We start from the raw sequence: 14,619 nt of genomic DNA, 5'->3' as shown, positions 1-14,619 counted from the left end.
ATGAAGCGAGGAACACCATGGCACGTAAGATCATCACCACCCAAGTGGCCATTATGGGCGCGGGCCCGGCCGGCCTCATGCTCTCCCACCTGCTCGCGAAGTCGGGGATCGAATCCACCGTCATCGAGGTCCGCAGCCACCAACAGATAGCCGAGACCGTCCGCGCGGGCATCCTGGAACACGGCTCCGTGAACTTGCTCGTGGAAAGCGGTGTTTCCGACCGCGTGCTGCGCGAGGGCGACAGGCACGACGGTATCGAACTGCGCTTCAACGGCGAAAGCCACCGGATCGACTTCAAGGAGCTCGTGGGAGAATCGGTCTGGCTCTACCCGCAGACGGACGTCTTCCTTGACCTCGCTGCACGGCGCAATGACGACGGCGGCGACGTCCGGTACAGCGTCACGGACACCACCATCCACGACCTCGAAGGCAAACCGAAAGTCTGGTTCACCGACGCCGAGGGCCAGGAATTCGAGATCCAGGCGGATTTCCTAGTGGGCGCCGATGGTTCACGCAGCCATTGCCGCTTCCAGATCCCCGAGGCCAACCGCAAGTGGTACTTCCACGAATACCCCTTCGCCTGGTTCGGCATCCTCGCCCAGGCCCCGCGCAGCTCGGACGAACTGATTTACGCCAACTCCGAGAACGGCTTCGCCCTGATCAGCCAGCGCACGGAGAACGTGCAGCGCATGTACTTCCAGTGCGATCCCAAGGAAAACGTGGCCGATTGGGACGACGAGCGCATCTGGTCCGAATTCCGCAAGCGCGTCAACGGAAACGGTTTTGAACTCAAGGAGGGGCCGGTCCTCGAGAAGATGGTCCTGCCGTTCCGCAGCTTCGTCCACACGCCGATGCGCTACGGAAACCTGTTCCTAGCAGGCGACGCCGCCCACACGGTTCCACCGACGGGTGCCAAGGGGCTGAACCTGGCCCTCCACGACGTCAAAGTTCTCTTCGAAGGCCTCGATTCGTTCTACGCAAATGGCTCCGGCGAGCTGCTTGAGTCCTACAGCGACCGCGCCCTGGAACGCGTCTGGAAGGCCCAGCACTTCTCGTACTGGATGACGTCCATGCTGCACACCGTTCCCGGCTCGGACGACTTCGGCCGTGCCCGCCAGCTCGGCGAGCTCCACTCCGTGGTCTCCTCCCGGCACGCGCGGGCGTACCTTGCCGAGTCGTACACGGGATGGCCGACGGGGAAGTAGCAGTTCGACGGCGGCACCCGGCGTGGGTGCCGCCGTCGTGCTTCTTCATTCATGACTGGCGACGCGCCGAAGGCCTGATGACGCAGAAATTCTCTGGCGCGGCCCATATCCGCGAGTCGTCAGGCCTTCTCCGTGTCAGCCAGCCGTTTGCGCGTCGCGAAGGGGCCGCCCGGTTTATCCGGGTGGCCCCTTGGTCTTCTGCACGAGGGTTTCAAATTTTGGCGTTATAGGTGAGCGAGGGTCGGGGTTTGCGGCCATATACCTGAGCGAGCGTCCGGCCTGACACGCAGACCGGACGCTCGCTCAGGTTTGTGCGTGTTCTTGCGGACGCTCACTCACTAAAGCTGGGCGGGCCTTGCCGTCCATACAGGTTCGATCCGATAGTGGAGGCCCAGCCAGGGTGCGGACATGAGTTCCTCGCTGCCGGCGTCCTGCTCAGGGTTTCCTTGCCAATTCAACGTTGGGTGGTCCATTTCTGCGGACACGTCGGCTCCTTCCTGGTGGTCCATGGAAAATCCCTAAGACGCGAAATCCGCCAGCGCGAAATCCACTGACAGTATCTGCTCGCTGTTGGGGAACGAATACGACTTGAGCGGTTCGTGGAGCGGGTGCGTGTTGTAGACCGCGATGTCCTCGACCTTTTCGAAATCAGCCACAATGGCGTAATCGAACGAGCGCTCTTGCTTGAGGACGTCCGGGCCATGGGTCAGGCTCACCATGCCGGGGATGTTGCCCCTCATGGCGTTGAGGCCATCAATCCAGCTCTGCTTGTCCTCAGGCGGGAAGCCGGGCTTGAATTTGAAGAGTACGGTATGTCGGATCATGTCAGGCTCCCACCGTTTCCGGGACGGCCTCTGACACGACGGGCGCATATTCCAGGTCCTCGCCTGCAATCGTCCGCCCCGCAATGTAGCCCATGGTCATGATCGGTCCGAGGGTAGCACCGGCGCCCGGGTACCCGGCGGCGTAGGCGTTCTCGGTGGTGTTGCCCGCTGCGAACAAACCGGGAATGGGCTGGTTGTCGACGTCGAGGACCCTGGCGAGCCCGTCCGTGGCGACGCCTCCGTTGGTTCCGAAGGCTCCGTTGACCACTTCCATCGCGTAGAACGGCCCGGTCTGCAGCGGTCCCAACGATGGGTTGGGCCACGGACTGTCGTCGTCGCCCCAGTACTTGTCGTAGGCGCTTTCGCCCCGGCCGAAGTCCGGATCCTCGCCTTTGACGGCGAACTCGTTGAAACGGGCCACCGTTGCCGTCAGGTTCTCGGCGGGAACGTTGATCTTCGCAGCGAGCTCCTCCAGGGTCGGTGCCTCGATGAGGTAGCTGGGCGTAGGCTGGCCGACGCGGTGGGACAGGATGCCGTAGGACTCCATGTAGGTGTGGTCGACCATCACGTGCGCGGGAGTGTTCAGGGTCTGGTTCCTGGGGGAGTCCCACGACTGGAGGCAGCGGGCAAGGTCGTTGTAGTTCTGTGATTCGTTGGCGAAGCGTCGGCCGTGGCGGTTCACCATGATGGATCCCGGGCCTTGCCGCTCGAAGCGAAGAAGGGTCCCGATGGTCTGTCCGTCGCGGGTGTCGCCGGTGATCGACATCGGCGCCCACCATGCTTCGCGGGTGCCTCGGGTCTGGCTGCCGATGCGCTGGGCCATTCGCAGGCCATCGCCCGTGTTCGAAGGGGGCGAGCACATCGTGTACAGCCGCGATGCGAGCATCGAGTCCGCCAGCGCCTTGTCCCATTCGAAACCGCCCGTGGCGAGGACCACGGCGTCGTTCGCGTGGATCTGCTCTCCGGATTCGAGCTCGACGCCGGTCACCCGGCTTTCGTCCGTAAGGAGCCGGTGCCCTCGCGCGCCGGTGGCGAGAGCGGCGCCGTCGCGCACTAGGCTGGCGAGCAGCATCGACACGAGAGCCTGACCCTTGGCGACCAGTCCGTCACCTTGGCGGCGGTTCAGCTCCTCCCAAGGAAACTTGGTGAAGGCGCCCCAGGTTTCATATTCCTGCATCGTGAAGGGCGCGCGCCCATCGGTGCGGACGTGGTCGCTCAAAGTGCCGAGCGCGTCGCGCTTGTTGAACAACTGCGGCTCCACGGTGCGGCCGCCTTCCACGGCGCCGGGCAGGTCCTGGCGGTAGTCCGGGAAGTTGTCGAGGAAGATGAAGCGAAGTCCGCACTGCTCCTCGACAAAGCGGAGCATCTGGTCACCATAGTTCAGGGCGGCATCGAGGAGTTCGGCGCTGCCGCGGCCGCGTGCTACGGCTCGCACATACTCGGCCGCGGCCTCTTTCGAATCGGTGATTCCGGCGTCGCGGGCGTGATGGTTGTCTGCTACCCACAGCATTCCGCCGGACACCGCGGAGGTACCGCCCAGCAGGCCGCTTTTTTCGAGGACGACGACGGACTTCCCAGCGCGCGCGGCCGTGGCCGCCGCGGTAAGGGCCCCGGCGCCGGAGCCGACAACGACGACGTCGTAGTTGTCCGACTCGGTCCCATGGACGAATTTCATTTTGTTGCCTTTCGAAGAGGTTCTGTTCGAGGTGTCGCCGCGACGATCAGACGGCGGTGTAGCCGCCGTCGATCACGAGTTCCGAACCCGTGGTGAATCGGGATTCGTCCGAGGCCAGGTACAGCACGCCGTAGGCGATCTCATTGGGCTCGCCTTGCCGGGGCAGGGGATTGGAGCCCACCAACTGCTTGTAGTAGGCCTCGGGCCCTATGTCGGATTGCTCGGCGGAGCGGCGGCTCATGCGGGTGTTCATCGAGCCCGGATGGATGGAGTTCACCCGGATTCCGTACGCGCCGTAGGCCGCTGCGTCGGATTTGCTGAGGAGCCGGACCGCGCCCTTGGTTGCGTGGTAGAGCGGCACGTTCCTGCCGCCGGTGATGCCGTGGATGGACGAGAAGTTGATGATGCTGCCGGCCCCCTTGCCGATCATTCCCGGGACCACGTGCTTGGTCATGAGCCAGACGCCCTTGACGTTGACGTTGAAAATGAGGTCGAAATCCGGCACCGAGGCAGTGTGGGATGCCCCGGCCGGGCCGATGATTCCGGCGGCATTGACCAGGATGTCGGGAGCGCCGAGGTCGTCGCTTACCCGCCGGATCGCTTCGGCAACGCTGTCCTCGCTAGTGACATCGACGTCGTACTCTTTGATGCTTTGATGACTGACCGCGGCAGGAATTCCCGCCACGTCAAGGCTCGCGACCTTTGCCCCGTGCTGGGCGAGGAGCGCCGCGGTGGCGCTTCCGAGGTCCCCGCGTCCGCCGGTTACGACGGCGGTCTTCCCGCCCACGCGGTGTGGTGTGTGGTTCATTGTGGTGCTCCTCCTGCCGCGACAGTGCGGCCTCTTGCTGCGTCTTAGCAGAGTCGCAGGGGAGCTGTGACGGGAACCACGGGATTGCCGATGAACGGAAAATCTATCCTTAGTGGCTTTGCCGGAGGGTGCCCTTGAGTTTGCCGCGCCAGCCCAAGGCCCGGGAGATACCGCGGGCGGCGGTCATGAGGACGGGCACGCGGGCGGCGGTGTTTTCCTCGTCCCGCGGCACCACCACGCTGAGGGCGGCCACCACCGTACTGTCCGAGCCATAGACGGGGACGGCTATGCCGCTGGATTCGGGCACGATCACCCCGGGCATGGCTGCGAAACCGCGTTGCCTGATCTCGGCCAAGTGGCGGCGCAGGGCAGCGGGGTCGGTGAGGGTTGTTTCGGTGTACTTGGTGAGGGGGCGGGACAGGATCATGTCCTGGTAGGCGGAGGGAGAATGAGCTAGGAGCACCATTCCGGACGACGTCGCATGCACGGGAAGGCGGCCCGCGATCTTGGTGATGTCCACGATGGTGGAGGTGCTGCCGAGCCGTTCGATATACAGGACCTCGTCCGAATCCAACACGCCGAGGGTGGTGCTGTGCTGGACCACCGATTGCACATCCTCCATGAATGGCAGTGCCGCTTCCCGCAGGCCGAGCGTCTTGGATCCTCGGGACGCGAGCTCCCACATCCGGGTTCCGAGCTGGATGTTCCCCTTCGGGTCGCGCTCAAGGAGCCGCTCGAGCAGAAGTTCGTCGACCAGCCGGTACGTTGTGGTGACGGGAAGCCCGGTACGGCGGCCAAGTTCGGCCACGCTCATGGATGTGTGTTTGTCGTCGAAGGCGCTGATGATCGTGATGAACCGCCTGATGATCGATTCGCCCGATGCCGAGTTGGCCACAGTTCCTCCTGAAGGATTCCCACTCAATGGTAATCATGCTCCCCGTCCACCCGTCCAAGGTATGTCCTGAAGCCTGGCAATCTGCCGGCTGGCCGCACCGAAGCGGGCAGCGGGCAGCCGATGGAATGGAGCAAGAACCGTGAGTAAGACCGTTGTATGTGATGTCCTGGTTATTGGCTCGGGCGTCGCCGGAATGGCCGCGGCGCTGAAGGCCGCTGCCCAGGGGCTGAACGTGATTGTTGCCGAGAAGGACCGGTACTTCGGCGGTACCACTGCTATTTCCGCCGGTTGGGCCTGGGTCCCTGGGAACAAGCAGGGCCTGGAGCAAGGAGATACCCGCGAGGATGCGGAAACCTACTTGAGGAACCTCGCCCCGGAGACTTTCAACGAAGCAGGGGTCCGCGACTTCCTGGATACCGTTCCCGAAGCGATCTCCTTCTTCGAGAATGAGACCGAGGTGAAATTCACGTATCCGGAGAAGGCCCCGGACTACCAGATGGACCTGCCCGGAGCGAAGCTTTCGGGCCGTGCGATCCTTCCGCGGGACGTTGACGCGAGGGTTCTGGGGGACAAGCGGCTCCTGATGCAGCCGTACATGAGTTCCTACACCGTGTTCGGCTACATGCCGCAGGTTGGGCCGGACATCAACGAGTTCTTCCACGTCAACCAATCGATCAAGTCCTTCGTCTATGTCGCGAAGAAGCTGTTGCGCACGTGGTTCGACGCGGCCCGCTACAAGCGTCCCATCCTGCGGTCCAACGGGAACGCCCTGATGACGCGGATGGTCAAGAGCGCCGATGATTTGGGAGTGCGTTTGTGGAATGCCTCGCCCGCGCTTTCACTCACCCGTGGCGACGACGGCGCCATCACCGGGGTGGTCATCGGCGGTGAACATGCCGCTACCGTGACAGCCCGGATGGGGGTCGTCCTGGCTGCGGGCGGATTCTCGGGCAATAAGAAGTTGCGGCAAGAGTACTTCCCTCACGACGTCGACGGCGACGACCACTTCACGCCGACCCTCGGCCACGGCGGAGATGCTGCAAACCTGGCGATCAGCGCCGGCGGCCGCATCGACGACTCCGTGTTCAGCGTGGGATCCTGGGCGCCGGTGACGGTTTTCAAGTACCTCAATGGCGCCCAGCGACTTTTCCCGCACCTGCGCGCCATCGGGCTCCCGGGCCTGATCGCCGTCGACCGCCATGGCAAGCGCTTCGGAAACGAGGCGCTGAGCTATCACGACTTCGGCGGGGCGATGATCGCGCATAACAAGGGCGAGGACAAGACGTTCGGCTACGTGATCGGCGATGCCAAGACCGTGCACAAGTACGGCATCGGGTACGCCAAGCCCTGGCCCATGCCGCGCGGCTATTTCTACCGGACCGGATATTTGGTCAAGGGGAACACCCTTGAGGAGCTCGCGGGCAAGCTCGGCATCGACGCCGAGGGCCTAAAGGCGACCGTAGCCGAATTCAACCCCGCGGCAGAGCGTGGCGAGGATCCGGCCTTTGGCCGCGGCTCCACCCTGTACAACCATTTCCGGGGCGACATGGAACACCTACCGAACCCGAACCTCGCTCCGGTCGGCCAGGGGCCGTACTACGCCGCGAAGATCCAGATGGGTGACCTGGGTACTTTTGCCGGAATCGGTGTCAATGAACGCTCCGAGGTGGTGACGGCCGAAGGCGCCCCTGTTCCCGGCCTGATCGCCGTCGGAGCGGCGGCGGTCAGCGTTTTCGGCGGCGGTTACCCGGGCTACGGCTCGCACATCGGCCCGGCCCTGGTGTTCGGATACAGGGCTGGCCGCGACATTGCCAAGCTCGCTGCGGAGCGTGGGATATCCCGGATCGCTGCGAGCTGAGGACACGGCCGCCCGCGGGCGCTGCGGTCCTGGCGCTGCCGCCCGCGGGCGTCACGTAGGAGAATTTCACTATGGCGAATTCCCCAACAGGTGAATCCGTGATCAGCCGGGTGGTGCGTCTTTTGAGTGCGTTTGACCGGGATTTGCCGAGCATGACGCTGTCCGGCCTTGCGCGCCGGGCGGACCTGCCGCTGACCACCACCCGCCGGCTGCTTGAAGACTTGGTCCTGCACGGCCTCATTGAAAGGCTTCCCGACGGCGATTTGCGGCCGGGGCTGCGGATGTGGGAGCTCGCTGCGCGCGCTTCACGGGCCCTGAACCTCCAGGAGTTGGCACTTCCGTTCATGGAGGATGTCCAGGCGACGGTCCACCAGCACACCACCCTGGCGGTGTTGAACCAAGGCGCCGTGCTGTACGTTGAGCGTCTGTCATCGCCGGATTCCAAGCTCAACGCGGCGCACATCGCCCAAAGAATGCCCATTCACGCGGCATCCTCCGGCCTGGTTTTGCTCGCGTATTCTCCGCCAGCCTTCCAGGACGAGGTACTCTCTGCCCCACTGGCGAAGGTGACTCCTGAGACGATCACGGATCCCTTGCTGATCCGGAAGCACCTGGCGGAGATCCGGCAGCGCGGCTACGTTGCCCTCCCCGGAATCGGCGTCACCGAATGGACAGGCATCGCCGTGCCGGTCTTCGGGGCCAACAACGAAATTGCCGCGGCATTGAACGCGATTGTTCCGCGGGACGAAGCGGACATTCCATACACGGTTCCTGCGCTGCTGACGGCTGCGCATGGCATTTCCCGCGCCCTGAAATCCGTCACGTCTTCGCCGCGCCGCTGACGGTTTTCGGCAACTTGGGCCGATGAACGGAAGTCCTGTGGGCGGGGGCGGGCCGCCGTCGTCATTGTGTACGAGACACGGATCACTATCCCCGGAAAGAAGGACCATGATGTCTGCTCCCATCACAGAAAAAACCAGCGGACCAACTGTGCTGCCTCCGTATTCCCATGAATTGGACTGGCCGGAAGGAATGGCCCCGTTCAAAGTGGTCGACGATGGATCGCAAGGAGATCCCTACGCGCACTATGAATGGATGCGGGAGAACGCTCCCGTCCTTCGGGCTTACTCGCCGGTCTCCGACGTCTGGTTCATCTCCCGGTACGACGACGTCCGCAAAGCGATGCGGGCACCCAAGGTCTTCTCCTCCCAAGTGGTGGACCCGGTTCCGTTGACCTTCTTGACCCTGTTCGATGCTCCGAACCACACCCGCCTACGCCAAGTAGTGGCGCAGGCCTTCACTCCGAAAGCCATTGCCCGCTTCGAGGAGCGGGTCCGGGAAAATGCGCAAAAATACCTCGATCCCATGATCGCTGCCGGAGGCGGGGACGCCGTGGACGACTACGCCATTCCACTGAGCATGTCCACCATCAGTGCCCTCCTTGATGTGCCCGCCGCGGACTTCGAGAAGATGAAGTTCTGGTCCGACGAGACGTTCAGCTACTTCGGCAGGCTCGCCCGCAATGCGGAGGGGACCGGCACGGATGAACAAAGCACCTTCGAGTTCTTCGCCTACCTGAAGGACACCATGGAACGCCTCTACCGCGAGGAGAGCGAGTCCGTGGGCGGCCACATCGCGAGGATATGGAAGGAAGGACTACTCAGCGAGAAGGAGGCCAAGGAATTGTGCGCGTTCGTCTTCGTTGCTGGACACGACACGACGACGATCCTGCTCGCGAACGCCTTCAGGCTCTTCAGCGAACATCCTGAATTGCTGGACCGGATCCGCGAGCGTCCCGAGGACGCAAACCTCTTCCTCGAGGAGTTGGCCCGCTACCGGGGGACAGTGCAGCGCGTCAGCCGCATCACCACTGAGGAAGTCGAAGTCGCCGGGATAACCCTGCCTGCCGGAGCCATCGTCCGACTCCTGCCGGCCGCGGCCAACCGGGACAGCGCCAAGTATCCCGACGGCGAGACGTTCGACATCGACCGTAACAACGACGGCCACTTGGGCTTCGGCCACGGCGTGCACAGCTGCCTCGGAGCCCCCTTGGCCCGGCTGGAAACCCTAGTGACGATCGAAATCCTGGCGCAGAAACTGGGTGCCCTGATCCTCGATCAGGACAAGCCGATTGAGTACGTTCGCGGAAACAACCTCACGAACTCGGGCCCGGAACACCTGCACGTGAAACTGGAGAAGTTCAATGCCTGAGCAGCAGATCCCGAATGAGCACCAGCAGCCCGTGGTCATCATCGGTGCCGGCCATTCCGGCGTCGCGGTTGCGGCGGGACTCCGCACCCGGGGGTGGCGCGGCCGCATCCTGCTGCTCGACGCCGAAAAGGAGACGCCGTACGAGCGCCCACCGCTGTCGAAGGAACTCCTGAAGGCTGGCGCCCCTGACGAATCCACGTTACTGCGCAAGGAAAAGTTCTTCCTGGACAAGGGCATTGAACGGCTGGGAGGACTCAGTGTCGAGTCCATCGACCGTTCTGGCAAAGCTGTCATCCTCTCCGACGGCAGCCGCCACGCCTACCACCGCCTCGTGATTGCCACCGGTTCACGGGCCCGGGCCTTGACCGTTCCCGGCGCCGATCTCCCAGGTGTCTTGGCTTTGAGGACCAAGGACGACGCGCTCGAACTCAAGCGCGTCCTGGTCGCAGACGCCCGCGTTGCGATCATCGGTGCCGGCTACATCGGCTTGGAAGTCGCAGCCGCCGCGGCTGCGCGGGGCTGCCAAGTCACGGTCCTCGAGTTCCAGGACCGGGTCATGAGCAGGGTTACCTCGGCTCCCGTTTCCTGCTTCTTCGAGAATATCCACCGAGAAAAGGGTGTCCGCTTCGTCTTCGGCGCCGCGGTCACCGCCATCGAGGGAGTAGGCCGGGCCGAGCAAGTACAGACGGCCGACGGCGCCCGGTTCCCCGCCGACGTCGTCCTCGCCGGAATCGGCGTGGTCCCCAACCAGGAGATCGCCGAAGCTGCCGGGCTGAACTGCAAGGACGGAATCTTGGTGGACGACCACGGCCGCACCTCAGAGCCGGAAATCTACGCCGCTGGCGACGTCACCCGCTTCACGAGCAGAATCGACGGCCAAAGCCAGCGGCTTGAGTGCATCCAGAACGCGATGGCCCAAGCGGACAGCGTGGCCGCGCACATCACCGGCCAAACGCCCTCGGAGCCCGAGATTCCCTGGTTCCGGACCGTTCAGCACGGCGTCCGCCTGCAGACCGCGGGTGTGCGGCACCCCGACGACGACATCATCGTGCGGGGAACGCCCGCGGACGGAAAGTTCTCGGTGGTCTATCTGCGGAAGGGGCGGCTTTCCGCCGTCGACACCGTGGGAGGCCTCAGTGACTTCCGCCCGGCCAAGAAACTCATCGCCCAGGCGGCGGCAATCGATCCCGCGCTCGCCGCGGACCCCAGCATTCCATTGACTGGCGCTGCATTGCAGCCCTCGTATTAAAGGACCCACCATGAGCAACAACAAAGTAACCGTCGTCGACCGTGAAGGCGCCACCCACGACCTTGAGTGGGAGCCGGACCAGACCCTCATGGAGGCCCTCCGGGACAACGACCTTCCGGTACTGGCCTCCTGCGGCGGCACCGCATCCTGCGCAACCTGCCACGTGTTCCTGGAAAAGGACGTGTTCGAAAACTTGTCTGAACGCAGCGAGGATGAACTCGAACTGCTCGTCGAAGCCGAGGGCTACCAGGAATTCGGCTCCAGGCTCTCCTGCCAGGTCGACTTCAGCCAGAATCTCGACGGCGCCACAGTCACGCTGGCGCCTGAGGGGTAGGCGCTAGGAGCGCTGGCTCTGTCCGGGCAGTTTGTACCGGATGCCCCAGCTGGCTTCCCAGGCCTCCCCGGGTTCGAGCCAGCGCAGGCCTTCGCCACTGTTGAAGGCATCGGCGGGCGCCGTCATGGGTTCAACCGCGACGGCAGTCACCATGCCGCCGTCGGTGGCGAAGTCCGTGGTGGTGAAGGCCTGGACGTAGCCGAAGGAGGCATCCATGGACATTTGCACTTGGCTGCCGTCTGGCGCTTCGAGATAGTGCAGCGAGCTTCCGTCCTCCTCACGGCGGACGTCGCTCCAGGCGTCGTCGAGGTCAACTGAGCCAACCAGCTGGCCCATGCGGAAGTCGTTCCTGGTTCCGGCGACGTCCGTGGTGATTCCGCTTGGGTTGAGGCGTTCGTCCACCTCGATGTGGGTATCGGCGTTGATGTAGAGGGTGAGTTCTTCCGTGGGCACGCTGCCCAGTTTGAGGAAAGGATGCGTGCCAAGCGCGACGGGTGCGGACCGGGTTCCGGTATTTTCCAAGCGGTGTGTGACGAATAGGCCGTCCTCAACGAGTCGGTAGCGGACGGACGTCGACAGTTCGAAGGGGTACCCCGGCTGTGGCGAGATCCCGGCGTCGAGCGTGATGCTGTCCGTGGTGTGGGCGCTGACCCCGTAGGGAGAGTGCGTCAGCAATCCGTGCAAGGCATTGCCGTTTTCCGGCTCGGTGATGTCGAGTTGCTGGACGACGCCGTCGTAGCTCCATGTGCCGCCAGCCACCCGGTTGGGCCACGGGACCAGGACCCAGCCCGCGCACCACGGTGGTTTGGCGCCGGCGGGATAGTCCTGGATGAGGGCGACGCCGTCGACGTCGAGCTCCCGCAGGCTGGCGGCGATTTCCGTGACGACGGCGCGCTGGATGCGCCCGCCAATGCTTGCAGTGAGTTCAAAGTGTTCGCCCATGGGCGAACTGTCAGTGGACATAGTCGACCTTACTAAGGGGAAGCGCAGCTAAGGCGCCGGCGGGATCCGCGAGGAATTGCGTGAAGGCCAGTTCGGCGGCTCCAATCATCATCAGATCCGAGCCGAGGGCAGCCCGGTAGATCTTTACCTGACCGGCCGGGCCGTCCATCGCTTGGGATTGGAGCGAGCTGACCAGCGTCCCGGGAGACAGCGCGTGCAAGATGCCGAGGAAGCCATCCAGGACGATCGCTTCCGGGTTGAAAGTGTTCACCGCATTCCGCAATGCGATGCCAAGATACTCGAGCTGGCGTGCAACTTCCGTGTCCACGGCCTCGCTGCTGTTCTGGCGAAGCGCTTGCTCAAGTTCACCGGCATCCCCGCCACCGATCCCGGCGAGTTCAAAAAGCGGTGACTGGGAGACTTCGGTTTCAAGGCAGCCCGTGGCCCCGCAATGGCAAGGTTTGCCGGACGAGCGGACAAAGGTATGTCCAAGTTCCCCGGCGTAGCCGGATGTTCCGCGAAGCAACTCCCCATCAGCGATGATTCCGCCGCCGATACCGCTGGCGCCACCGTTGAGGAAGATCAGGTTCTTCTGCCCCGCACCTGCCCCGAAGAGGAGCTCGCCTTCGGCGCCCAGCGATGCGTCGTTGGCCGCGTGGCATGGGTAGCCGGTGGCCTCGCCGAGCATGCGGGCCACCGGCTCATCGCGCCAGCCCAGATGCGGGGCATGCCGGACTACGCCGTCGTCGCGGTTGACGAGCCCGGGCACCGCGATACCCACGCCCATCACCCGGTACGAGGTATCGAGCTCGGACCGCATTCCCTCGATCACTGCGGCGGCGATGTTCACGGCTTCCTTGGCCGTCGGGATCCGCTCGGTGTCGAAACGGATCTTCTTCTGGACCTTCCCGCCGAGGCCGACAAGGCCGATGGTGACCGCATCGATCTCCGGGTTGACAGCAAGGGCAGCTATCGAGGGCCGCGGGTGGACGATCGGGCTGGGCCTGCCGACCTGCGCTTCACCGGAGGGCGCCGCCTCATACACCACTTCTAAGTTCACGAGTTGCCCTATCAACGCCCCTACCGTGGACCGGTTCAGGCCCGTGCGTTTCGTCAGCTGCGCACGGCTGAGTACGCCGTTGTGATGGACAAGGGAGGTCAGCAGCGCCAGGTTGTTCCGCCGCGAAGGATCGGGCTCGCTGGCGGTGACGGGATTTCGGGTGGGGGAGGGCATCATCGCGACAATATCAGCTCCCAAACACCGTTCGGTCCAGGAAGTCGTTGCGGAACTTTCCGGAAGGATCCAGGCGCTCAGCCAGGGCGATGAAGTCGTTGAAGCGAGGGTACAAGGGCGCGACGGCGGCAGCACCGGCGTCGAACAGCTTGCCCCAGTGCGGCCTCGCCGCGAACGGAGCCAGTTCCGCCTCAAGCAGCGGCAGGATTGCTTCGACCGCCGGCTGGTCCTGGCGCCAGGTGAAGTGCAAACCGATGCCGTCGCGGCCGCAGTTGGCGCTCAGCCAGAGCTGGTCCGCCGCCACCGTGCGGATTTCGCCGACCAGCAGCAGGGGAGTCACGACGTCGGAGAGCCTGCGCATCGTGCGGAGGGCGTCCACTGCGTGCTCGCGGGGGATGAGGTACTCGCTTTGCAGCTCGTCACCTTGGCTGGGAGTGAATTCCATCCTGAAATGGGCCAGCCTGTCGGACCACGGCCCGGCAATGCCGAGCTGCTGCGTGCAGTTGCTGCCCGATACGCCGGGAAGGGGGTGCCGGGCTTCCGTTGCCGGGGTGCCACCGAAGAAATCCGAGATTGCCGGTGCCGGATCGCCGCTGCGCCTCTTGAGCCACGCTTGGCCCACTGTCTCCCCGCTCCAATCAGTGAACAGGCTGACGCTATAGGCCGAGGAGGTTATCTGGTCGAAGTTTTCCAGGACGAGATCCCAGTTGAGGTTTTCGAAGACGCTCTGGGCGACGTCGAAGCTTGGCTGGATGTCCAGGGTCAGTTTGGTGACGATGCCGAGTGCGCCGAGTCCCACCACCATCCCATCGAAATCCTTGTCGCCGCGGCGCACACTGAGGATACTGCCGTCCGCCGTGACGAGTTCCAGACCGGCGACGGCGGTGGCCAGGTTGCCGTTGGCGTCACCGGAGCCGTGCGTGGCGGTGGCGACAGCCCCTGCCACCGAAATGTGCGGGAGCGATGCGAGGTTGTGAAGGGCGAAGCCTTGGCGCTGGAGTTCTGCCGCCAGGGTTCCGTAACGCGTGCCGCCGCTCACGGTGACGGTCATGTTCGCCGGATCCACAGTGATGCCGGGTTCCAGCTGGTCCAGCACCACGAGCGTGCCGTCCGTGTCCGCGATGGAGTTGAAGGAATGCCGGGAGCCCAGCGCGCGGATCTTCTTGGCGCCTGCCACGAGTCCCTGGAGCTCCTCCACGCTGGCGGGATGGGCGAGCTGCGGTGCCTGGTAGCTGTAGTTTCCTGCCCAGTTGCGTTCCGCCACCAGCTGATCAGTCACGGTTGAATCCTTCGTTCGAGGCTCTACGGCCTTATTTGATGTCCACCCAAACATAACGGCTGGGTCGGCCGGGCGCTAGATCTTTTAGGACTTTTTCGCCGGGGG

Annotated in this window: 14 protein-coding genes; 6 read left to right on the top strand and 8 right to left on the bottom strand. The window is 64.0% G+C overall.

Going from position 1 to position 14,619, the window contains the following annotated elements; translation table 11 throughout:
- The first annotated feature begins 17 nt into the window (after positions 1-17).
- Positions 18-1,205, top strand: a complete 1,188-nt coding sequence (locus QRN52_RS04375) for a 4-hydroxybenzoate 3-monooxygenase (RefSeq protein ID WP_284751552.1) — start codon at positions 18-20, stop codon at positions 1,203-1,205.
- A gap of 338 nt (positions 1,206-1,543) precedes the next feature.
- On the opposite strand, the gene QRN52_RS04370 is transcribed toward QRN52_RS04375, so the two are convergent.
- From QRN52_RS04370 to QRN52_RS04350, 5 genes are all read right to left on the bottom strand, one after another.
- On the bottom strand, positions 1,544-1,714 hold the full coding sequence (locus QRN52_RS04370) for a hypothetical protein (protein WP_284751551.1): 171 nt from the start codon (positions 1,712-1,714) through the stop codon (positions 1,544-1,546).
- Positions 1,715-1,723: 9 nt separating this feature from the next.
- A complete protein-coding gene (locus tag QRN52_RS04365; protein WP_284751550.1) occupies positions 1,724-2,029 on the bottom strand; it encodes a Dabb family protein in 306 nt (101 codons plus the stop codon).
- 1 nt (position 2,030) lies between these two features.
- Positions 2,031-3,704, bottom strand: coding sequence for a 4-oxocyclohexanecarboxylate 2-dehydrogenase (gene chcC1, locus QRN52_RS04360; protein ID WP_284751549.1), 1,674 nt, complete (start codon positions 3,702-3,704; stop codon positions 2,031-2,033).
- Between the two features lie 46 nt (positions 3,705-3,750).
- Positions 3,751-4,512 carry an SDR family NAD(P)-dependent oxidoreductase gene (locus QRN52_RS04355; RefSeq protein ID WP_284751548.1) on the bottom strand — a complete coding sequence of 254 codons (762 nt, stop codon included), beginning with the start codon at positions 4,510-4,512 and terminating at the stop codon, positions 3,751-3,753.
- A gap of 109 nt (positions 4,513-4,621) precedes the next feature.
- Positions 4,622-5,407, bottom strand: a complete 786-nt coding sequence (locus QRN52_RS04350; protein ID WP_284751547.1) for an IclR family transcriptional regulator — start codon at positions 5,405-5,407, stop codon at positions 4,622-4,624.
- A gap of 139 nt (positions 5,408-5,546) precedes the next feature.
- Between QRN52_RS04350 and chcC2 the strand changes: the two genes are divergently transcribed.
- From chcC2 to QRN52_RS04325, 5 genes are all read left to right on the top strand, one after another.
- Positions 5,547-7,265 carry a 4-oxocyclohex-2-ene-1-carboxylate 5-dehydrogenase gene (chcC2, locus tag QRN52_RS04345; RefSeq protein WP_284751546.1) on the top strand — a complete coding sequence of 573 codons (1,719 nt, stop codon included), beginning with the start codon at positions 5,547-5,549 and terminating at the stop codon, positions 7,263-7,265.
- Between the two features lie 71 nt (positions 7,266-7,336).
- Positions 7,337-8,107: an IclR family transcriptional regulator gene (locus QRN52_RS04340; RefSeq protein ID WP_284751545.1), complete on the top strand. Its 771-nt coding sequence runs from the start codon at positions 7,337-7,339 to the stop codon at positions 8,105-8,107.
- Positions 8,108-8,297: 190 nt separating this feature from the next.
- Positions 8,298-9,476, top strand: a complete 1,179-nt coding sequence (locus tag QRN52_RS04335) for a cytochrome P450 (RefSeq protein ID WP_284751544.1) — start codon at positions 8,298-8,300, stop codon at positions 9,474-9,476.
- Positions 9,469-10,725, top strand: a complete 1,257-nt coding sequence (locus QRN52_RS04330) for an NAD(P)/FAD-dependent oxidoreductase (RefSeq protein WP_284751543.1) — start codon at positions 9,469-9,471, stop codon at positions 10,723-10,725. Before QRN52_RS04335 ends, QRN52_RS04330 begins: the two co-directional genes overlap by 8 nt.
- A 10-nt stretch (positions 10,726-10,735) precedes the next feature.
- Positions 10,736-11,059: a 2Fe-2S iron-sulfur cluster-binding protein gene (locus tag QRN52_RS04325; RefSeq protein WP_284751542.1), complete on the top strand. Its 324-nt coding sequence runs from the start codon at positions 10,736-10,738 to the stop codon at positions 11,057-11,059.
- Between the two features lie 3 nt (positions 11,060-11,062).
- On the opposite strand, the gene QRN52_RS04320 is transcribed toward QRN52_RS04325, so the two are convergent.
- The 3 genes from QRN52_RS04320 to QRN52_RS04310 are packed head-to-tail and all read right to left on the bottom strand — an operon-like array spanning position 11,063 to position 14,568.
- Positions 11,063-12,001, bottom strand: a complete 939-nt coding sequence (locus QRN52_RS04320) for an aldose 1-epimerase family protein (protein ID WP_284751541.1) — start codon at positions 11,999-12,001, stop codon at positions 11,063-11,065.
- A gap of 10 nt (positions 12,002-12,011) precedes the next feature.
- On the bottom strand, positions 12,012-13,238 hold the full coding sequence (locus tag QRN52_RS04315) for an ROK family protein (RefSeq protein WP_284751540.1): 1,227 nt from the start codon (positions 13,236-13,238) through the stop codon (positions 12,012-12,014).
- A gap of 10 nt (positions 13,239-13,248) precedes the next feature.
- Positions 13,249-14,568 (bottom strand): FAD-binding protein, encoded by a 1,320-nt coding sequence (locus QRN52_RS04310; RefSeq protein ID WP_502869689.1) that lies wholly within the window; start codon positions 14,566-14,568, stop codon positions 13,249-13,251.
- Positions 14,569-14,619: the final 51 nt, after the last annotated feature.

The sequence above is a fragment of the Arthrobacter sp. efr-133-R2A-120 genome (genome assembly GCF_030209835.1).
Classification (GTDB): Bacteria; Actinomycetota; Actinomycetes; order Actinomycetales; family Micrococcaceae; genus Arthrobacter.
The sequence above is the reverse complement of the archived record's forward strand: the minus strand, read 5'-3'. Positions and strand labels throughout refer to the sequence as shown.